Origin of the sequence: Acidiplasma aeolicum (genome assembly GCF_001402945.1) — an archaeon.
GTDB classification, from domain to species: domain Archaea; phylum Thermoplasmatota; class Thermoplasmata; order Thermoplasmatales; family Thermoplasmataceae; genus Acidiplasma; species Acidiplasma aeolicum.
Genome location: NZ_LKBG01000242.1, coordinates 15791 through 37571, shown reverse-complemented (window position 1 = coordinate 37571; position 21781 = coordinate 15791). Strand labels below are relative to the sequence as shown.

22 protein-coding genes are annotated in these 21781 nt (G+C 35.6%); 11 read left to right on the top strand and 11 right to left on the bottom strand.

The annotated features are described in order from the left end of the window. The coding region (locus tag AOG54_RS06685) for a GTP-binding protein (RefSeq protein WP_055032547.1) at positions 1 to 860 on the bottom strand (860 nt) is incomplete at its 3' end. A gap of 260 nt (positions 861 to 1120) precedes the next feature. Here AOG54_RS06685 and AOG54_RS06680 point away from each other — a divergent pair. Beyond that, on the top strand, positions 1121 to 1420 hold the full coding sequence (locus AOG54_RS06680) for a DNA-directed RNA polymerase subunit L (RefSeq protein ID WP_048101898.1): 300 nt from the start codon (positions 1121 to 1123) through the stop codon (positions 1418 to 1420). A 9-nt stretch (positions 1421 to 1429) separates the two neighbouring features. Further along, a complete protein-coding gene (locus tag AOG54_RS06675; RefSeq protein WP_048101899.1) occupies positions 1430 to 2392 on the top strand; it encodes a DNA methyltransferase in 963 nt (320 codons plus the stop codon). On the opposite strand, the gene ileS is transcribed toward AOG54_RS06675, so the two are convergent. Both ileS and AOG54_RS06665 read right to left on the bottom strand, forming a co-directional pair. Then, positions 2385 to 5468 carry an isoleucine--tRNA ligase gene (ileS, locus tag AOG54_RS06670; protein ID WP_054963920.1) on the bottom strand — a complete coding sequence of 1028 codons (3084 nt, stop codon included), beginning with the start codon at positions 5466 to 5468 and terminating at the stop codon, positions 2385 to 2387. The two genes, AOG54_RS06675 and ileS, sit on opposite strands and share 8 nt — an antisense overlap. Positions 5469 to 5509: 41 nt before the next feature. Further along, positions 5510 to 6724 (bottom strand): MFS transporter, encoded by a 1215-nt coding sequence (locus AOG54_RS06665; RefSeq protein WP_054963921.1) that lies wholly within the window; start codon positions 6722 to 6724, stop codon positions 5510 to 5512. A gap of 113 nt (positions 6725 to 6837) precedes the next feature. Here AOG54_RS06665 and AOG54_RS06660 point away from each other — a divergent pair, with 113 nt between their 5' ends. Then, on the top strand, positions 6838 to 7140 hold the full coding sequence (locus tag AOG54_RS06660) for a hypothetical protein (protein ID WP_048101902.1): 303 nt from the start codon (positions 6838 to 6840) through the stop codon (positions 7138 to 7140). A gap of 40 nt (positions 7141 to 7180) precedes the next feature. On the opposite strand, the gene AOG54_RS06655 is transcribed toward AOG54_RS06660, so the two are convergent. Continuing rightward, positions 7181 to 8587, bottom strand: a complete 1407-nt coding sequence (locus AOG54_RS06655) for an APC family permease (RefSeq protein WP_231563431.1) — start codon at positions 8585 to 8587, stop codon at positions 7181 to 7183. Positions 8588 to 8712: 125 nt separating this feature from the next. On the opposite strand from AOG54_RS06655, the gene AOG54_RS06650 reads away from it, so the two are divergent. Beyond that, positions 8713 to 9930, top strand: coding sequence for an FAD-dependent oxidoreductase (locus tag AOG54_RS06650; protein WP_048101903.1), 1218 nt, complete (start codon positions 8713 to 8715; stop codon positions 9928 to 9930). Position 9931: 1 nt separating this feature from the next. Further along, the gene (locus tag AOG54_RS06645; protein ID WP_048101904.1) at positions 9932 to 10198 is read left to right on the top strand and encodes a ferredoxin family protein; all 267 of its coding nucleotides are present in this window, start codon (positions 9932 to 9934) and stop codon (positions 10196 to 10198) included. Positions 10199 to 10207: 9 nt separating this feature from the next. Here the strand turns inward: AOG54_RS06645 and AOG54_RS06640 are convergent, their stop codons facing one another. Then, positions 10208 to 10852, bottom strand: a complete 645-nt coding sequence (locus AOG54_RS06640; protein WP_048101905.1) for a phosphoribosyltransferase — start codon at positions 10850 to 10852, stop codon at positions 10208 to 10210. A gap of 89 nt (positions 10853 to 10941) precedes the next feature. Here AOG54_RS06640 and AOG54_RS06635 point away from each other — a divergent pair, with 89 nt between their 5' ends. Then, positions 10942 to 12102, top strand: coding sequence for an acyl-CoA dehydrogenase family protein (locus AOG54_RS06635; RefSeq protein ID WP_048101906.1), 1161 nt, complete (start codon positions 10942 to 10944; stop codon positions 12100 to 12102). Here the strand turns inward: AOG54_RS06635 and AOG54_RS06630 are convergent. The 4 genes from AOG54_RS06630 to AOG54_RS06615 all read right to left on the bottom strand — a co-directional run bounded on the left by AOG54_RS06630 (position 12097) and on the right by AOG54_RS06615 (position 15194). Next, positions 12097 to 12726: a helix-turn-helix domain-containing protein gene (locus tag AOG54_RS06630; RefSeq protein WP_048101907.1), complete on the bottom strand. Its 630-nt coding sequence runs from the start codon at positions 12724 to 12726 to the stop codon at positions 12097 to 12099. The genes AOG54_RS06635 and AOG54_RS06630 overlap by 6 nt on opposite strands. A gap of 63 nt (positions 12727 to 12789) precedes the next feature. Further along, positions 12790 to 13089, bottom strand: coding sequence for a hypothetical protein (locus tag AOG54_RS06625; protein ID WP_048101908.1), 300 nt, complete (start codon positions 13087 to 13089; stop codon positions 12790 to 12792). Continuing rightward, a complete protein-coding gene (locus AOG54_RS06620; RefSeq protein WP_048101909.1) occupies positions 13090 to 14304 on the bottom strand; it encodes a YeeE/YedE thiosulfate transporter family protein in 1215 nt (404 codons plus the stop codon). A 122-nt stretch (positions 14305 to 14426) separates the two neighbouring features. Next, the gene (locus AOG54_RS06615) at positions 14427 to 15194 is read right to left on the bottom strand and encodes an SDR family oxidoreductase (protein WP_048102164.1); all 768 of its coding nucleotides are present in this window, start codon (positions 15192 to 15194) and stop codon (positions 14427 to 14429) included. A gap of 111 nt (positions 15195 to 15305) precedes the next feature. Between AOG54_RS06615 and AOG54_RS06610 the strand changes: the two genes are divergently transcribed. The 3 genes from AOG54_RS06610 to AOG54_RS06600 are packed head-to-tail and all read left to right on the top strand — an operon-like array spanning position 15306 to position 18250. Continuing rightward, entirely contained in the window at positions 15306 to 15599 is a 294-nt protein-coding gene (locus AOG54_RS06610; RefSeq protein WP_048101910.1) for an antibiotic biosynthesis monooxygenase family protein, read from the top strand. Positions 15600 to 15639: 40 nt separating this feature from the next. Continuing rightward, positions 15640 to 16980, top strand: a complete 1341-nt coding sequence (locus tag AOG54_RS06605; RefSeq protein ID WP_054964205.1) for a DEAD/DEAH box helicase family protein — start codon at positions 15640 to 15642, stop codon at positions 16978 to 16980. Beyond that, positions 16943 to 18250 (top strand): DUF790 family protein, encoded by a 1308-nt coding sequence (locus tag AOG54_RS06600; protein ID WP_162200875.1) that lies wholly within the window; start codon positions 16943 to 16945, stop codon positions 18248 to 18250. Before AOG54_RS06605 ends, AOG54_RS06600 begins: the two co-directional genes overlap by 38 nt. Here the strand turns inward: AOG54_RS06600 and AOG54_RS06595 are convergent, their stop codons facing one another. Both AOG54_RS06595 and AOG54_RS06590 read right to left on the bottom strand, forming a co-directional pair. Then, positions 18251 to 18625 (bottom strand): DUF2004 domain-containing protein, encoded by a 375-nt coding sequence (locus tag AOG54_RS06595; protein WP_055032545.1) that lies wholly within the window; start codon positions 18623 to 18625, stop codon positions 18251 to 18253. It lies immediately after the preceding gene. A 45-nt stretch (positions 18626 to 18670) separates the two neighbouring features. Continuing rightward, positions 18671 to 19123: a PaaI family thioesterase gene (locus tag AOG54_RS06590; protein WP_054964495.1), complete on the bottom strand. Its 453-nt coding sequence runs from the start codon at positions 19121 to 19123 to the stop codon at positions 18671 to 18673. A 224-nt stretch (positions 19124 to 19347) separates the two neighbouring features. On the opposite strand from AOG54_RS06590, the gene AOG54_RS06585 reads away from it, so the two are divergent. Then, positions 19348 to 20139, top strand: coding sequence for an ABC transporter ATP-binding protein (locus AOG54_RS06585; protein ID WP_054964494.1), 792 nt, complete (start codon positions 19348 to 19350; stop codon positions 20137 to 20139). Between the two features lie 9 nt (positions 20140 to 20148). Continuing rightward, entirely contained in the window at positions 20149 to 21771 is a 1623-nt protein-coding gene (locus AOG54_RS06580; RefSeq protein WP_054964493.1) for an ABC transporter permease subunit, read from the top strand. Positions 21772 to 21781 lie beyond the last annotated feature (10 nt).

The window sequence follows — 21781 nt, the reverse complement described above, 5'->3', positions numbered from 1 at the left end:
TCTCCTGGCTCAGCCTGCTGCATTGGTGTATGATGCATCTCTATTGACTTTACCTCTCCAGCCTTGTTTGCAGGCATGAATATAACCTTGTCGTTTACCTTTATAATACCTGTTTCAACCCTTCCAACTGGAACTGTTCCTATACCGGTAATTGAATATACATCCTCAACAGGTATTCTTAATGGTTTGTCTGTTGGCTTCTGAGGAACCTTTAATGCATTAAGTGCATCCATTAATGTTGGGCCCTTCCACCATGAAAGGTTTGGACTGGCCTTTAGTATGTTATCACCCTTGTATCCACTTATAGGTATAATTGGAACGTCCCTGTATCCAATTGGTGTGAGAAGCTTTGTGATCTGGTCCTTAACCTCGTTGAATCTTGCCTCACTGTACGGCGGCTGTGTGGCATCCATCTTATTAACAACACATATAAGCTGTGGCACTCCAAGTGTTCTGGCAAGGAATGCGTGCTCCTTTGTCTGTGCCATGACGCCCTCTCCTTCCCTTGCTGAAACAACAAGGACGGCTGCATCTGCCTGGCTTGTACCTGTAATCATGTTTTTGACAAAGTCCCTGTGGCCCGGGGCATCTATAATTGTAAAGTAATACTTGTCTGTTTCAAATTTCCTATGTGTAAGATCAATTGTAACTCCTCTCTCCCTTTCTTCCTTGAATCTATCCATAACCCAGGCAAATTCAAATGTTGCCTTTCCCTTTTCCTCTGATTCCTTTTTGTATTCATCTATAATGTGCTGTGGGATTTCTCCGTGCTCGTATAACAACCTCCCTACAAGGGTAGATTTCCCGTGATCTACATGCCCTATTACTACTAAATTTATGTGTGGTAATTCCTGTGCCATATTTTTTCACCTTTAATAGGATTATTTCCTTTTACCATATAATACTTTAATATTTAAATATCTTTTTTTTATGCTTATTCGAATATAAATAATTTATTCTAAAATACATTTTAACATGGAAGAATTTTGCATAATAGTTCATATTGATTCATAGAGACTTTTATATTAATAACTTTTATGTTCTATTTTTAAAATGACATTTTCAGTGCCTAATGCTATTAAATTAGTAATAAATATATATTCAGATATAATGATGTTTTATGGATTCAAAATTTAATGTTGTTTCAAGGAATAAAGATTCTATTACATTAGAGGTAATTAATTATGATAATACGCTTTTAAGACCTTTAATGGAAGAGGTTACCAAGGACGATAAGGTAGAAATAGCCCATTACTACATAAAGCATCCTGAAATAGACAACCCGCAAATTTATATCAAGGTTAGTACGGGTAAACCACAGGCCGCAATAAAGCGTACTATAAGAAAAATGAATAAAATATATGAAAGCATGTACAATGACCTGTTAAAGGAAAAAGAAAAATTATCAAAAAAACAATAAAAATAAAAAATGAGATATGTTCTTGAGTATACAAGGGAAAATCGTGATATTGTATCATCAGAAATAAACGCAATAAAAGAAACTTTTAGGGATTTTGACATAATTTATAAATCAGACTTTATATACATAATAGAGGGGAATTACAGGGATATAGAGAATTCAGGATTTATCAATTATATATCGCAGATAATAGATGAAAAACCGGATTATAATGAGTTTAATTGTAAAATTCCAGAGGGAAAGTTTTATGTCAGGGCCTCTGTGCCTCCCGGGTATAATACTGAAATGGTAGAATCCACTGTTGGGAAGATTTTGGGTGGTAGGGGCAGGATTTCATTTAATAACCCAGATTTTATTGTACGTGCTGTTAAGGCTGATATATGGTATCTTGGAATACTTGTATACTCAAGAAATAAAAAAGATTTTGAATCAAGAAGGGCACCATTAAGACCGTTTTTTTCACCGGTATCGCTTCATCCAAAATATGCGAGATATCTAATAAATACCTCATACACAAGGCCCGGGGATACCGTTCTTGACCCATTTTGTGGAACAGGTGGTATACTTATAGAGGCAGCACTTATGGGAAGAAGAATAATAGGAAATGATGCCCTTTTGAACATGGTAATGGGTACAAAATTAAATTTAAAATATTTCGATTTAAAATACATTGAAATATACAATTTGGATATAAAAGATTTAAATATTAATAAAGCTGTGGACGCCATTGTTACTGATATGCCATATGGCAGGAGTTCATCCGTAAATGATTATGACATACAAAATTTGTACAAGACCTCCTTTGAAAAATTTAATGAGCTTCTTAAGAGTCATGGTAAATGTTCAATTATAGTTAATAATCTGGAGCTTTTGGAATATTCAAAGAAATTTTTTAAGATAATAAACAGTGTGCCGGTTTACCAGCACAGATCACTTATAAGATATTTTGTAATAATTGAAAAAATTAGTTAATTGTTTCTATTTTAATTCCTATGTGCCCGCCGTCTATATCCCATACACGGTAATCATCACCGGATCCAAATTTTATCTCCCTGCTTAATGTTTCCTTTTTAATGTAATCTGAATATTCTTGAACTGCTTCTTTTATGTCTCCTGTGCAGTCAATGCTTGTATTTATAAATTCAGAATATTCAAGATTCATATCCTTTCTCATTATCTGGATTCTTCTTATTATCTCCCTTGCATAGCCAATAAGTTTAAGTTTCTCATCTATATGCCTGTTAATAAATACATTAAGCCCAAGTTTATCAGCAGATGCAAATGAATAATTTTCATCCGGGATTTCATTTATTTCAAAATCCTCCTTCTTAAACTGTAAATCGTTATATTCAGTGTAACCCTTATCCATTATTTCCCGGTATATCTTTTCAGAATTCTTTAACACAAAATCTGAAAATTCCGATGTTTTTGATCTCAGAACTGGTGCAACCCTTGCATATACAGGTTTCATGACAACTTTTACTGGCCTATCCTTCTGATTTATTAATCTTATTGATTCTGCATTTAATTCTGGGGAAATTATATTTAAGACATCTTCTGGAAGATTAACATCGCTGTAAATTAATATTTCTTTAACAGTTTGCCTTCCCTTTATTCCGGCATCCTGTCTGGCCCTTCTTGATAGCTCAAGTACGGTCTCTGCATATTTAAAGGTCTTTTCCAAATCCTCATTTATATAGGATGTATCTGCGACAGGATAATCCTCAAAATGAACGCTCTTTTTTTCTCCAGATAGCTTCTGATACAGGTATTCTGAATAGAATGGGGCCATTGGTGCAAGCATTTTTATTATGCTTAATAATGTGAAATATAGGGTTTCATAGGATCTTTTCTTATCCTCTGAGAGCTCGCCCTCCCAGAAGTTTTTCCTTGACAGTCTTAAGTAAAAATTTGAAAAATCGTCAATTAAATCCATTATATTTTTTAGGGCTATATGCATGTTAAATGAGTCCATATTAATCCTTACAGATTTTATTGTTGAATTGAGTCTGGAAAGCAACCACATATCAAGTATATTTTCAGATTTTTCAAGCTTTTCAAATACAAAATTATCAAGATTGGCGTTTGATGCAAAGAAAGAATAAATATTGCCAAGGGTGCCAAGTGATTTTCTTGTTAAATCGCCTATTAATTTTCTGTCAATTGATTTTGAGTTCCATGGTGCACCTGAGAAAAAGAACAACCTTGCGGGGTCCGCACCAAAATCATCAATGAACTGCCTTGCTGTAACGAAATTGCCCTTGCTCTTGCTCATTTTTTGGCCATGCTCGTCAAGTATGAATGCTATTGATAGAACATTTTTATATGCGTTCTTTTTAAATAATAATGATGATATTACATGCTGGGTATAGAACCAGCCCCTTGTCTGATCAATTGCCTCTGTAATAAAATCCACAGGTATGCTGGTTTCAGAATTAAATTCCTTATTGAACGGATAATGCAGTGCTGCATATGGTGCACTGCCAGAATCGAACCATGTATCTATTACGTGTGGTTCCCTGTGCATGGGTTCCGAACATTGCGGGCATTTTAAAACAACATCGTCTATAAATGGCCTGTGAAGATCTTCTGGAACATTGCCGCCAAGAGCCTTTAGTTCCTCCCTGCTTCCAACAGCTACATAATGCCCATTTTTACATTTCCATACCGGCAGTGGTGTACCCCAGTATCTATCCCTGCTAAGTGCCCAATCCTTTGCCTCTGCAAGAAAGTTTCCAAAACGGCCATCCTTTAAATAATCCGGAAACCAGTTTATCTTTTCATTATTTTCCATTAAAAGGTTCCTTATTTCAGAAACTTTTATAAACCATGCATCTAAGGGATAGTACATCAGTCTTGTACCACAGCGGTAGCAGAATGGATATGTATGCTTTATCTTCTGGCTTTTAAAAAGTATTTTATTCTTTTTAAGGTAATCTATTATTGGTATATTGGCATTTTCAAAGAACATATCCTTCCATGGGAGGTCATCAACAAACTTTCCATCCAGTGATACGGGATTTACCATGGAAACATTTTCCCTTTTTGCTATTTCAAAATCGTCTGCACCGAAGGCAGGGGCTGCATGCACAATACCGGTACCATCCTCGGCCGTCACAAAATCTCCGGTAACAACACGAAGTGCATTATCCGGAACATGTAAAAATGGCATGAGCTGCTCATACCTTATTCCATCAAGATCACGGCCTTTGAATGTTTTAATTATTTTATAATCCTTAAAAAGCGTGTCGACCATTGATGAGAGAAGATAATATTCCTCGCCCTGACTGGATATTAATGAATAATCAAAGTCAGGGTTTACAACAAGAAATTCATTTGATGGAAGCGTCCATGGTGTTGTTGTCCATGCAATAAAAAATCTATTTTCATATCCCCTTTCCCTGAATTTAACATAAACTGATGGGTCGTCCACATTTTTATAACCCTGTGCAACCTCATGTGAGCTTAATGATGTACCGCATCTTGGGCAGTATGGGACTATTTTATAGTCCTTGACAAGCATTTTTGATTCATATAATGTTTTTAATGCCCACCACTCACTTTCAATATAATCATTTTTAAGGGTTATGTATGACTTATTCTGATCTATCCAGAAGCCTATGAGATCGTCCACCTCATGCCATTCGTCTATATATCTGAATACGCTCTCACGGCAGTATTCATTGAATTTCTGTATTCCAAAATCCTCTATTTCCTTCTTGCTGTTAAATCCAAAATGCTTTTCAGCCTCAAGTTCCACAGGCAAACCGTGGCAATCCCAGCCACCGGTTCTTCTTAATATATCATAGCCATCCATGAATTTATACCTCATTACGGTATCCTTCATTGTTCTGGTCATTAAATGCCCGACATGTGGTCTTCCATTTGCGGTTGGTGGGCCCTCCAAAAACACGAATTTTTTTAAATCCCTTTTGGTATTTAATGCCTCATTTATAATATTATTATTTTTCCAGTAATCAAGAATTTCCTTATCAATTTCAGTAACTGGCTTATTGATATCTATATCCTCATATATTTTCCCTGTCATTTTAACAGTTTAGTAATAAAATGTATATATTATTTTTTATATTATAATTTAGTTGCAGTGCCTTTTGATTGCGTTCCGGATTTTACATTAAAGATTATTGACGCTATTATAAGTGCAGCCATTGGGAATATTGTTGCATAAATTGCCATCCTTACTGAATACAGATCAGAAATCAGGCCAAATACAAATGGTATAAAGAAGAATATTACATCCATTATAAATGTAAAAACAGAATAAACAATGTTCAGATATTTTATATCTATGCTTGTGGCAATATAATAGCTTGATATAGGGTATATGGTTCCGTGTGGAATTCCCAGAAATATTAGGCCAATTATAAATACGTAAATATAATCGGTGAGACCAAGCATGGCATATCCTGCAATGCTTAAAATAAATGATGCATACATTATTATGTCCCTATTTTTTACAGTTTTCAGTGAAAGAAACATTCTGGATGCAAATGATATTGAAAAGAAGACTGCCAGGAAATAGAAAAATATATCCGGATTTATTCCATAGTATTCCCTGCCCATTATGCTGCCATATGTTAATAACAAAATGAATGGAAATGCATATGAAATGTTTCCAAACATGGCAAAAAGTACCTTCCCCTGTTTAAGTGAGTATGACGCCTTTGAAAGTATTTCCCTGAAGCCTATTTTTTTATTTTCTGAGCTTATTTTTATTTTACCTGATAGAATCAGCATTAATATTGATGATGCCAGTGAGATAAAGAAGAAGATAACAAAAGCATACCTGATTGTTAAAAATGATATTACATACCCCTGTAAAAGCACTCCAAATATAAGGCTCAGGGATAATGATGCAGTGTAGGCAGCTATATATCTGTCCCTCTTATCAGGCGGTGATATTATATTGGTTACTGTCATGAGCAGAGGCTGAACAACACCCATTGAGGACCCTGTTATAAATGAAAGCACAAGAACCTCATAGATATTTTTGGTAAATATAAATGCAAAAATGGATGCTGTCATGATAAATAGAAATAATGTTATCATTTTCGGCGTTTTTGATATGTTTACACGCCCATTAATTAAAATATTTGAAATAAGGGCCCCAATGCCGTATAGTGTTGCGGTTAATCCAACAAAAATAAGGTTTGCAAGGAGAACATATTTTGAGAAGACCGGAACAACGGTCATAAGCATGTTTGTGGATGCCCTCATTGTGAATGTAACTGAAAGAAGCATAATTAGATTGATAAAAATTAATTTACTATTGGCATTATTCATTTGTAAAGTATTACAACACATTATTTATTCTTAACTGAAATATTTATTAATGCAATGATGACCCTAATTAAGATAAGAAATGTTATATATTTATATACATTATTTAATATGACATGGATAGGAATAGTTATAAAAATAAAAACTATAGAAATTATAGAAATGATCAGAAAAGATCGGTAAAAAAGCTTGATATGAGGAAGAATGAGGAGTTTAATTATATGCTTGGCACCATAGTCAGGGATCTCCCGGAGAGTGTTAGGGGCGCACTTCGTGGTGGCATATATTCAATTATGTCCAAGCAGGGCACCAGGGAGGCCAGGGATTTTATAGTTAAAAAGAAGAATGACGGTGTAATCACAGAGGATATGGAAAAAAATCTGCTGGATTTAATATATGCTTACAGCAAGTACAGGTAATTTAATAATATTATAAGATTTATTGTATTTGCTTTATTTTTCAATTTAATATTTTCCTTAATTTTATTCCATTTCTTTGAATAAAAAACATTAGTATCCCAGGAATTAGAAGGATTACAGCAAGTGCAATATAAAATGTGCTTGTGGCTATTCCCATAATTATCATGAATATAAATGCTATAAATGTTATTATTGAGATTAACAGGTATAATATATTTTTACTTCCCTTAAATAGATAAATTCCTGAAAAAGCATCAAATGCAAATTCCATCATCAGGAAAATTCCTGAAATTGAAAGAAGCTGGGCGAAAAATGATTCTATGGATGGTATAAACAGCATAAATGCGTTTATTGCCTCGGCGGTAACAGCGATTATAACAAGATTTGACCATGGGCTTTTATATTTTTTATGAGTGTAACCAAAAATTTGTGGAAATAAATGATCCCTTGACATGGCATACCATGCCCTGCTCAGTATATATGTTGTAAGCCATAATGAACTGGCTGTGGACGCTATTACTGCTATATACATGATAACCGCATATTTTGGTATTATGTATGATGCCCATTCAGCAAGCGGGTCTATACTTCCAGAAAGAAGGTTTAAGGGTGTTTCAGCATCCATAAGCGTCATGGTTATCATGTATATTGAAAAGACTATTAAAAATCCCATAATCCCGGTTGTACCAGGCCATTTTTCCCTGTTAAAGGATTCTTCAGAGGCATATGAATCTATTTCCCAGCCATCCATAATGGTTGCAATAACAGGAAATGCCAGTACAAATGCGTATGGTTTTTTTACTATTTCATTAAATGAAAAGAACCATGAAAATGATATGTGGTTTACCATATGATCCGGAAGGTAATATATTGCAATTAAAGAAAACATTATAATAACAAAAAGCTCTACTCCAAGGAACAGCTCTGTTATCTTGGCAGTGGGCCTTGCCCCCAAAATACCTGCAATTAACGTAATTAAAATCCAGAAGGACCCCAGTATGAATATGGTAAATGCATTATTTAAAAGGCTGGAACTTATTATGCCCAGAGAGTATAAAAACTGTGCAGTGTACTCCCCTGCAGGTATAACTATTGGTGGAATTGAAAAAAAGTATGCAAGTGTAATAATCCATGCCTGAAAGGACCCATAGGATTTTGACACTATTTTGCTGCCCCAGAAATATGATGCACCAGCATTTGGATATAATCTATTAAACTTTCTGAATATAATGGATGCAAAAAGGTAAACGGGAAATACAATTATAACGCCCATAATAGAATAGATGCCAAGGTAAAAGGCAATAACACCATATGATGCTGCTATGCTGAACGCAGGTGCAACACTTGATGTTGAAAGGGATGCCAGATCCATAAATTTATGTACATTATTCCTTAGCTGGCCCACAGAGAAATCGTATTTCTTTGAATAAGCACCGTCCTTATGCAATAGATCACCTTGCTAAAGTATATTTACTTTTTAGTAAGTATACTTTAATATTTAAAACTATCCACAGACAAAATATTTTTATATGACATTATAAATGTTCATATATTATAACGGGATTTCAAGCCATGGATTATGATGTTGATGTTGTCATAGTTGGTGGCGGCCTTTCAGGTCTTTCAGCTGGAATAACAGCCACAAAAAACAATTTATCCGCAATAGTTCTTGAACGCGGCGATTACTCCGGGTCTAAAAATGTTACCGGCGGCAGGATGTATGTTCATTCACTAAGGAAACTTTTGGGAGACCAGTTTTCTGATGAATATCTGGAACTGCCGGTGTATAAGGATACATATGAAATATATGCTAAGGATGGAAAAATATCATTTTCCTTTGAGGAAAAAAATAAGAAAAACAGCTACACAGTGCTCAGGTCGAAATTTGACAGGTATTTATCAGGGATCGCCGAGGAAAATGGCTGTACAGTATCATATTCCACACTTGTAAAGGGAATTTCAAGGGAAAATAATCTTATCAATGTAATAACAGACAGGGGGGATATTAAAACACCACTGGTAATAGAGGCTGATGGGTCAGCCGCACTTATATCAAGGCTTCAGGGTAGGAGGCTGCAGCCAAAATACAATATGCTGGGCGTTAAGGAGGTTATTGAAAATAAGACAGACAGGGATTATGGAGAAACAAGGACAATTCTGGGATTAACAGGGGACCTTAAGGGCGGTGCCTTTGTTTACGAGAACAGGGATACATTATCTGTTGGATTCACCGTTAAGATAGAATCATTGCAGGATGATGCAAATAACCTAAAATCCTCAGATTTAATAGAGCAGGTCAGGGAAAAATTGGGCATAGATGGAAAAATGCTTGAATACTCTGCACATATGATACCCTATTATGGATATGGCAATCTGCCACCTGTAAACTATGACAACATACTTGTTGCTGGTGATTCTGCAGGTTTCTTAATAAATGATGGCTTCACCATAAGGGGCATGGACCTTGCCATAGAATCGGGCATGATAGCTGGAAATGCTGCCAAAATTATATTGGATTCTGGTGATTATTCAAACACAGAAATATATAAGAAAATGCTTGATGAATCATTTATTATGAATGACATGAAGGTTGCATGGCCCATGTTTAATCTTCTGGGTAATAAGGATCTATTTACAAAGTATCCGGACTTTTTTACCGGTGTTCTTTCTGAGTTAATGAACGTGGATGGTAAAAATAGGAGAAAGCCTGTAAATGTTGTTTTTGATCAGGCACATCAGAATGGACTCAGTGTTGCATCCATTCTGCGTGATGCAATGAGGGTGATGTAAAATGGATATATTAAAAAGGCTGGCATTAAATAAATACGAAACTGGAAACGAGTCGCATATTAAGGTGAATACAGATATTTGCAGAACGTGCAAATATAAGCCCTGTACAAAGGTTTGCCCTGCGGGTACCTACGAGGCAAATGAAAAGGAGATACTTACAGTACACTATGAGAGATGCCTTGAATGTGGCGCAGCACTTGTGGCCTGCCCGTTTGGAGCAATTGAATTTACCTTCCCTGAAAAGGGTATAAGCTACACATACGGATAAAAAATAATTTTAAATATAAAATTTATCTTTATTTTCTTTTATCATTCCTGACCTGGAAAGATTTTTCAGTATGTTTGAAAGATTTACCCGTGATGTATCAAGCCCGTAATTATCTCTTAATATTTTTTCTGCGGCATCAAGATCCAGTGGTTCACTTAAAAACTTCTTAAGCAGATTGTATGTATCCTCATAAACATTCCATGGAAATATGAACCATGCCCAGTCATTTTTTTTAATTCCAATGCCAAAATAATCGGGCCGGAAGGATGCCTCATTGACATAAAGCATTGATGCTGATTTTACCACGGAAGGATTTAATGATTTAATGTAATCAAGGGCCACCTTCATGCTTTCTCCGGTATCGGTGATGTCGTCAACAAGGAGCACCTTTTTGCCAGACATGTCATAATTTGTTTTACCTGCAAGCACTGCCTTTCCATCCATATTTGCTGTTAATCCCCAGTGTTCTGTTTTTATTGATATTAATTCCTTTTTAATCAGATAATCCGAAATCATTCTTGCCGGAACAAGGCCACCCCTTGCTATGCCAACAATAACATCTGGGTTATATCTGTCCTCAAGAACCATGTCGAGTATGCCTGAGCACCAGTCTTCAATGTCCTGCCATGTTACATAAACTGCCTTAAATTCCATTATTATCCATAGTTTAGTGATTTTAATTATTTTAAGGTTCTTTTATGAATCCATGGAAATATTTAATATTAATATTAAAATAAAACCTCATGGATTTTTCATTTTCAGAGGAGGAACAGCTTATAAGGGAAACAACAGCGGAATTTTTGAAAAGATATCTTGAACCTGTTGCAGATTCCATTGATACCAATGAAAAAATACCTGAAAGTTTTTTAATGGCCGCAGGTTCTCATGGCATTATATCACCGCTTATTGATACACTTTATGGTGGATCAAAGCTATCATTTATGGATGCTGCAATAATATCGGAGGAAATAGCAAAGGTTGATACAAGCATGGCAACCTCTGTATATTATTTACTAAACACATCATGGGCTTATATATTGCAAAAATATGGAAATAACTTTATAAAATCAAAAATATTACCAGATATTGCAATAGGAAAAAAATTTATAGGCATTGCATCAACAGAGGCATCTGGTGGAAGTGATGTTGCTGCCATTAAAACATCAGGAGAAATAAAAGATGGAAAAATTATTATAAATGGAGAAAAGGCCTATATAAGCGGTGGAATTGAGGCAAAAAATAATGGTGGCGGACATTTAACACTGGTAAAAACCGATAAAAACGGTGGGCATAAGGGAATTACCATGGTTTATGTGCCTGCTGACAGCCCGGGCATCGAAATGTATAAAATTAACAACATGGGCAGGATGGGCATATCAACATGCATAATAAGGTATAACAATGTTGAAATCCCGGAAGAAAACATTATTGGAAAGGTAAACAAAGGGTTCTATTATGCCATGGATGGCTTTAACCATGCAAGGATTCTTGTTGCTGCAGCCTGCAATGGATTATCCGATTCCATCCTTGAGAAGGGGCTGAATTACATTAAACAGAGGAGTGCATTCGGGAAAAAACTTGAAGAATTTCAGGGTGTATCTTTCAAATTTTCTGAATTAAAAACAGAACTTGAAATGTCAAAGCTTTTAACATACAAGGCTGCGTACCTTGCAGACACTGATTCAAATGATCTATATATATACAGTGCAATGTCCAAGTTTAAGGCACCTCAGATTGCACTTGATATAGTAAAGAATGTCATGATGTGGTTTGGTGCATATTCATACAGCACAGAGGCTGGCCTTGAGAAAAGTGCAAGGGGGATATTCAGCTACCTTGTGGGTGCAGAGGGTGCATTAAACATTATGAATTTAATAATATCAAAGGCATTTATGGGCCTATGAAATATTATCATTAATATATGTTTTAACAATCTTTTTAAGTGCAACACGCATGATTTCTGATAATGTTGTTGTGGATATTCCAAGGGATGCTGCTATCTCTGTCAATGATTTTTTCCGGTCGAGTTCAAAATAACCATAATCAAATAACTTTTTAATTATATCCTTTTCCCTGGATGTAAGCTCAAGGTCGTTTGAATAGGTAACATCAATTATTTCAGGGTCAAGGCCTGCCTCATCCATTTTTTCCTCAAGCTCCCTAAGTTTTGCCCTGTTGGATACAAGTATCCTGTAAAGAACATAATCAGAACCAAGGGATTTATTGCTGAGTATTTCAACATCTGCAGTTGCCATAAAATGGCATGCAGTGCAGCTAGGACCCTCTGCCCATATCTTATTTTTTCCCACATTAATAAAGTTCCTTGAAACTTTTTTTAATTCGGATATTTTATCATAATAATCATCATCCTTATTGAATGATATACAGTGAAGCGTATAATTTTCTCCTATTTTCAACCTTTTTATATCAACATCATGAAAGTTTTTGGTTATAAAATTTGTAACCTCGCAGTCTGTTCGGTGAAGTTTTATAAGGGCTATAACCGAGCCCTTTGATTTTTCACTCATAAAATGTATATTTATTTGGTATTAAAAAATATTGTTAATATACATTAAAAAAATAATAAAAAATTATTGTTTCCTTTCCTTTTTATTTGTTTCATTGTTGGGTTCATAACTGTAATTATTATATTTCGTCCTGTACCATATGGCAGTCATTACAATGGTGACTATGACAAAGAAGCCAGTGATTGCAACAGAGTATGAGCTTGGATCATACCCATTGTATGTGCCCGATGTCAGCGCTGCGGTTATTATTACTATGCCAACCATTGTTATTATGAATGCCTTAATGCCAGACTCACTTTTGCATTTAGGTTCTGAACCCTCCCTTTTAATTTCAGTTTGCTCTATTTCATCTTTTTCAACCATTTACTCCACCTTCCTGTATATTATATGTGCAACAACCAGAAGGAATATTATGACAAATATGAAGAATTCCAGACTGCTTACTGCCATCTGAAGGTCTCCACTTAATATATGACCTGATGCACATCCATCTGCCATTCTTGCACCAAGAAGCATTAAGAATGCACCTGAAAATGCACCTGCTGCCCTTTTAATCTGGCTGTTCCCAAATCTGGCCTTCCATGATGGTGGAATTACATTATTAAATGACTGAAATCTCCTTGTGAAGAATACTGATGCAAGGAATGCACCAAATAATGTGCCTATATCACTGAAGGGTTCCCAGCCTATTGTATGAACAACCAATGTGCTGTACTTCCATGTTCCTGCTGGTAGCCATAGCTTTGCAACTATCCATGAATATGTGGTTGATTCACCAAATATCTGGTGAAGGAACATTTCCAATACAACGGTTAAACCTATGATTATACCAACAGACATCATAACAACGCCAAATAATTTTGATGAAACAGTCCAGTGATAATTCACCTTCTCAGGTAAATTGTTCTTGCCTAGAGGCATTGATGATCCTTCAAGAAGCATGCCGGCAGTTTCCACATACTGTGCCTCCTCCTCCGGGCTTAATTTTGTATTTTTGTGCAATGAGTTGTATGCACAGCTCTTTCCATGCTTGTACCTTGGTAGGAAATATGCAATTGAGAACATTATTATGGCCCAGGCCACTGCTATGCCAAAGCCCACTGTTAGATTTGTATCGACCTTACCACCAAAGTATATCAAACCAAAGTTATCATATGTTACAAGCCAGTGACCGAATGACGTCTGGTATATTAATGTCCATGCTGCAGCACCCAATAAGCCACCAAGCACGGCGAAAATTGCATCCCTTCTTCCCTCGCCAAGTGCCATCCATACTGTGCCAGGCACGTATCCGGATATTGCTATACCTGTACCAAATATTGCGCCGCCCAGTGCAACACCCCAGACGTAATCCGGTTTAATTCCCCAGTGGAATCCAACACCAAGTGCTGCCAGGCCATATAATGCCAGAGCGCCTGCACCTATTGCAATTGCTATACACCCAACAAAAAGACGGTCTTCCCATTTACCCAATCTTATGAGGACCTCAGGGTTTGATATGCCCCATGCCTCTGCAAGGCCACCTATTAACATCCCTATAAAAAGGCCTATCCATTCCCATGCTGTTACGCTTATCATATTTTATCCTTCAATATGACTTTTTTGTCATATTAAATGAATAATTGTATGGTAATATTTTAATTAAATAACTAATATATAAGTATATTATTTTTAATATTAAAAAATATTTACGATTAAAATTATAGGCTGTGTGTAAGATTATCTATTCTGCCACCATCAACAACAAGCACCTGACCGTTCATATATTTTGAGGCATCGGTTGCAAGGAATAAGGCAGCATCTGCTATGTATTCGGGTTTTCCAAACATTTTCAATGATGTTCTTGAAATGAAAGAATGTTCAAGATTTTTTATCTCTTCACTGGTTTTACCACCTATCGTCATATCTGTTTCTATCCATCCTGGTGCTATGGCATTTACCCTGACACCGGTACCTGAAAGGTCAAATGCAAGCCTCTTTGTTAACATAATGACGCCCGCCTTTGATATGGAATAAAATGTGGTATTGCTCGCTGCTGTTCCAACACCTGCATTTGATGCCATATTTATTATTATGCCCTTATTCTTTTTGATATCCTCAAGGCATTCCTTTGCAGCGTATATTTGGCCCATAAGATTAACAGAAATCATTTCATTAACCTTTGCGTCGTCAAAATCATCCCATGAGAGTAAATGCCACATGCCGGCGTTGTTTACCAGAATATCTATTGTGCCCATTTTTTTATGTATTTCCTCTATCATATTTTTTACGCTGTCATGGCTAGAAACGTCCGCCTGAAATATTTCTGAACCCGGTAATTTTTCCCTTAAAAGTTCTGCAGATCTGGCATCATGATTATAGTTAATGGCTATTCTTGCACCCTCTGCACTGAATTTTTCCGCAATGGCACGTCCAAGACCCTTTGATGCACCAGTTATTAAAACTATTTTATCCTTTAGAAGATTCATAATTTTTAATAATGCGCCCATTTATAAAATATTTTTTTTATTCCAATTTAATATAATATTTATTTATTCAAATATTTAAAAAATTTAAATATAAAGGTAAAATTATGAAACATGATTAATGTCGGTCTTTATTACAAGGTTAAGCAGGGCCATGAAAAGGATTTTGAAAACGCATTTGGCAATGTTGTTAAATTATTAAAAAGCTCTGATGTTGGTTTTCTGGATGGAAAATTATACAAGGAAGTTGACTGCCCAAGGGAATACATGATATACACTGAATGGAAGGACATAGATTCATTCAAAAACTTTCTGAAAATGAAGGAATATAATCAAACTGTGGATTATGGAAAAACTATTTTGGAATCCATGCCAAGGCATAAAATATTTGGAGAATCAAAGGAATAAATTTAATAAAATTTATAATCTATTTTAATATAAATAGGCAATGGAAATTAATTATAAGGCAGGTACAATAATTTCAGATTTTAACGACCCTGAGATATTTGTATTTGATAAAAGAATAAATATGTACAGGGCACCTGCATACAAATATGCTGAAATTAAAAGAAAATATCCTGATGTTACTGATAATGTTTTTAAGGACATAAAGCTTGATATATCATCAGAAATATCATTAAGGCCATACCAAAAAAAATCTCTTGAACTCTGGGGGAAAAATAATTATTCTGGAACAATAGTGCTTCCCACAGCTGCAGGGAAAACCATAGTTGGAATATATGCAATAACAATGCTAAAGGTACCAACAATTGTTATAGCACCAACGATTGAGCTTATACAGCAGTGGAGGGAGAAGCTTAAAAATTTTTTAAAAACTGACATAGGCCAGGTCGGCGGTGGCGAGAGGGATGTAAAGGATATTAGCGTATCAACATACGATTCTGCATATTTAATGGCGGACTCCCTTGGGAATAGATTTAAGTTCATTATAGCTGATGAGGTGCATCATATGGCATCTGAAAGCTACATACAGATAGCAAAGATGTATGCCGCACCCTACAGGCTTGGATTAACCGCAACGTATGAAAGGCCGGATAAAATGCATGAGAGCCTTGAAACTTATATGGGTGGTAAGGTTTTCGAGCTTGGATATGAGGAATTAAATGATTTTATATCAAATTATAAAATTGTTCGAATTCCCATTGAATTAAGCGAGGAGGATGAAATAGAATATCAGAAAAATCATGATATCTTTATTTCATATCTAAGAAAAAGGGATATTAAGTTAAATGGCAATATGGACTTTGAACACTTTATAATGACATCCTGGAACCAGGAGGGACGCGAGGCCCTGCTTGCATGGAGAAGGGCCAGGGAGATAGCATTTAATGCTGAGAAGAAAATCGAATATTTAAGGTATTTATTAAGTAAGCATGCCGGAGAAAAAATTATTATTTTTTCAGAGGACACTGCAACGGCATATACCATTTCAAAGGAATTTCTGGTACCTGCAATGACATACATGACACCTGGAAGGGAGAGAAAAAAATATCTGGAAATGTTTAAAAATGGTGAGATTACCGTGCTGGCAACATCCAGAATCCTGGATGAGGGTGTTGACGTTCCGGATGCATCCATAGCCATTATAATGAGCGGATCAGGCAGTACCAGACAGTTCAGGCAGAGGCTTGGAAGAATTTTAAGGCCCTCCGAGGGTAAATCAAGCTATTTATATGAGCTTATATCTGCAGGAACTGCAGAATATGGCACATCAAGAAGGAGGAGAAAGGGTGTTCCCGTCGGAATTGATGATAGCAAGGAAGACTAAAAATGGTTTAATATTTCCAATCTTCCTGTCCGGTGAAAATTCGGATTATATAGATAATGTGCTGGATATTTTTACAAAAAATATCGGAAATAAAAAGGAGATAATAGAAAAAAATCTGAAGGAACTTGAGGCAAAATCCTCAAATAATAAAATTATAAGGGCAATTTCAACAGTAATCTACAGGAATTCAATCTTTGAACCGCCTGTTTCTGTAAATGCACCTGAATTAAGGTATGATGTCTTTAAGGCTGCAAGGATACCTCCCCTGGATTATGAGGAAAAGATTGAAATTTTAAAAGATGTAATGGAAAAGTACGGATTAACATACGATGAGATAATTTCTGGACTCTATGCAGATCGTGATAATGAACAGGTTTTAAGGGCTGTTAAAACCGATGATGTTTGGCAGATAGCCAGAATATATAATCTTGAACAGATAGAGACAATACTGATGAAATGCACTGAACTAAGGATAACAGAGGCATCGGACTGGAATTATGCACTAAGGTCCATTAAACTGCTGGGTCTTCTTTATGAAACACATACAGATGGCGAAAATCTGAATTTTATAACGGTGACCGGACCAGTATCAATTTTCGAAAATACAGAAAGGTATGGTACAAGGTTTGCCATGCTTATTGAGAAATTATACAAAATGGATAAATGGGCAATAGATGCAGATATAAAAATAAAGGATAAATATGACAAAAGTGAGAGTGTGTACAAGCTTAAAATAGGCGATAATGTATCTTATTATTTGCCTGACAGGAAAATAAATGAGGATACACCATCATACAGTTTCTTAAAAAAGGCAGAACCATTAATTATTAAAAATAATGTATATTTTCCAGATTATATAATAAATATAGATGGTAAGGATGTATATATAAATATTTCAAATCTCAGGTATTTAAAGCAGGACTCAAAGACAGAAAATGAGGTTAAAAAATATGTTAACTGGGAAAACGTCTATGTTCTAAGGGATAAGGAAAAAATGATTCCCGGTAGCATCTGCTTTTACAATGATATAGATTACAATGCATTAAAAAGGTATCTTGAAGAAAAGTATTCAAATAATATCTCAATTAAAAAGGAAATAGATGAATATTCAATAAATGAAATAAAGAAAAATATAGAGAAATTGTATCCGGATACAGAAAAGATCATCAATTATATAGAATCCGAGGGGCTTATACCCGAAAGGCTCCTCCCAGCACTTGGATACAAATTGAAATGGAGGGGACTTGACCTTATTATAGTAAAAAAATAATTATATATAATTCCAGAGTTTGTCCTGCCATAAATCATATTCCTCTGTTATTTCCTTGATATTAATTATATTAAAACCATTTGATTCCTTAGATTTATTATATAATTCCATAAGCTGTTCAAAGTTTAAATGTGCCAGTTTATCGAAATATTCGCGGATTTTCTTTTTAATTTCAGGATGAAAATCATTTATCTTATCACCCCTGTAAAGCACCCTGAAATATTTTTGATCCCCAAGGGTTACATGAAATATTCTCCATGTTATGTCCATTTTTTCCTCGTTTTTAAAATAATTCCCGGTTAAATTGGCCAGGGCTGGAACAACATCAAAATCCTTTTCATTGTTAAGCTGAAATGCAATTTCAAGCCCCTTCATTATAATAAATTATATTATTATATAACTATTTTATTAATGTTCAAATTAATCCTTTTTGATAATTCTATCATGAATTATGTACCATGTACCCAGCCCTATAATTCCCATTGTGCCATCGGCATCGTAAAGTTTTATCTCAATAACAACGGATTTATGACCGGCCTTAATTACATCGGAAACAAGCCTGAAAGGACCCCTGTGCATTGGATTTAAAAAATTGATTTTAAGTTCCTGAGTGACCTGATCAGAACCATTGTTTACCGTCATTGCTGTAAGCCCACCTATAAAGTCTGCTGCAGCCATCATCATCCCACCATTTAATACCATGCCTGCCCGTGTTATCCTTTCTGAATATGGCATGGACATTTCACAGTGGCCCTCTTCAACTTTGGTTATTTCCAGGCCAAGATATGAAAAAACCTTATCTGCAGAGAAAAGTTCGTTCAGTGCCTTTAAATTACCGGCCAAATTCATGGCCTTTTCTATTCTTCCTGGCATGCATACTAATTACTTTTTTGTTTATAATTCTACTTAATAATTAGAAGATAAAAATATTAAATTAAATCAATAAATAGACTATTATAAGGCTAGGATAATATTATATAGAATATTAAAATATGGAAAGGGAGATAGCCTCGTGATAAAAAATAGCATTAGAAATCATAATTAAATCAAAATCGACGCCATTATGATCGGGGATATTTTCACTGGGGTGATTCATAATGGAGGCACAGGTAGGTAATGAGGGCGTCAGCCAGGTGGTACTTGAGGCGGTAAACATAGACTTTTCATATGATAATGGCTACAAGGTATTTGAAAATATAAACATAGAGGCGGATAGTGGTAAATTTGTGGCCATTATTGGACCATCAGGTATTGGCAAATCAACACTTTTAAGGATTCTTGGCGGTTTTTTAAAACCCGATAGGGGTGAGGTCAGATTGATGGGCAGGGTTTTGCACGAACCAACCCCGGAGGTTGCCCTTATACATCAATCCATTGTAACATTTCCATGGATGACGGCAGAGGAGAATGTAATGCTTTCCATGAAGACCAAGAACATGGACCGGGAAAAAATGGAGGAAAAGGCAAGGGAGGCCCTGGCCAGGGTCGGCCTTGAGGGTTTTGAGGACCTTTATCCAAAGGAGATGAGCGGTGGTATGAGGCAGAGGGTTGCAATAGCACGTGCCTTTGCCGCGGACCCCTACATATTTTTAATGGATGAGCCATTTGCCCATCTGGATGAGCTTACCGCCGAGGGGTTGCGCCAGGATATATACAATATATTATTTAGTGGTGAAACACCACTTAAATCAGTTATAATGGTTTCACACAACCTTACAGAGGTTCTTGAGCTCGCCGATGTTATATACATACTTAATAATATTCCTGCCACAGTGGTAGGAAAGGTTGATGTAAATATGCCAAGACCCAGAAACCCTAGAAATGATGATTTTAATGCAAATCTTGACATGCTATACAGTTATTTAACGCCACCGAGGAAAAGAGAATGAGGGGTAATAATGAATCAGATAGTGCTGATAATTCTGGCGGTAATGGCCACAGCGGGACGGGTAATAGGCCTGATATTAATATCAATATTAACAGGCTGGTTTCTGGCCTATGCATCCATAAAATCAAAGTTTTTTGAGAATACATACATAATTTTAATAGAGATTTTTGAATCGGTACCGGTAATAACATTTTTCCCTGTTGTTCTTATTATATTCATAGACCGGGTTGGAGGGCCACTTGGTGTTGAAATGGCTGCAGATTTTCTGGTTTTCACTGCAGTTGTATGGAATATATGGATGGGGGAATACCAGGCATTTAAAACAGTTCCACGAGAAATGGTTGAGGTTGTTGAGAATTCTAAATATAAGTTATTTGGAAAATTAAGAACGCTTTACATACCATTTTCGATACCAAGAATAGCAGCCAATTTATTTCCAAGTGTTTCTGATGGATTTTTTTACATAACAGTAAGTGAGGTATTTGAGGTTGGAATACATACATACCAGACATTCGGCATAGGGTCTGTGCTTGATACATTTGTTGCAGATGGCAATACATTTTTAATAGAGATGTCTCTTTTAATTCTAGGTATTATTATTGTGGCCATTATTCTAATTCTCAGGGAGTTCTCAAAATATGCTGTTAGCAGATACACACTGGATAATGATGCACCTGTTTTAAAACGTGGCAGGATTAATCTCAGGGAAACAGCAAGGGTCTTTGCAGTGATATCAAAGAACCCATTCTCCAGACTGTCCAGATATTATAAATACAGGGAAAATGAGAGCCATGAGGAAACATATGAGAAAAAGGTCAAAAAACAGAAATATTTAAAATATATATATGCAGCCGCAGGAATTTTTCTTTTAATATTAATATTATATGCTGCTGTTTCAACCATAATATCGGTAAAATATAATGAATGGATGTATTTATTCTCAAAAACAAAGATGCTCCTCACAGGCCTTGGATTTGACTATTTAAGGGTATTAACAATATTGCTTGTATCCATGGCTATAGCCATATTTCTAGGATACTATCTTGCAGTCAATAAGCATGCGGAGCTTGTTGGAATCCCATTAATACAGACATTAAGTGCCTATCCTGCACCAATATATTTCCCATTTATATTTATAGCAACAGAACCTTTTATGTTCAGCGTTTTTGGTGGTACTGCAAATGAACTTTATGTACTTTTCCTTGGATTTGTAAGCACGTTTTATTATGTATTTTACTCATTCTGGATGGGGGTAAAGGCAATGCCAGCAGAATACTGGGAAATAACAAGGAACCTAAAACTTGGCTATTTTAAAAAGATGAGGAAGGTTATCATACCATCAACATTTCCATACATGATAAGTGGAATCTCATCCACAATAAACAGTGCGTGGGGAGGTCTTATGATAGGTGAATACTGGCCCCATATATATGGTACTCATTCACTGTATGTCCATGAGGGATTAATGAAAACAATAGATGTTGCAACAGGTACAGGAAATATAGCACTTGCGGCATGGGGTTCATTTATATTCGGTATAATAGTGGCAATATATTCTGTTGTATTTACAAGGAAAATGATGGATCTGGCACAGAAAAAATACGTGGCAGAAGAGGGTGTTTATGCTGCATAATTTTTTAAAT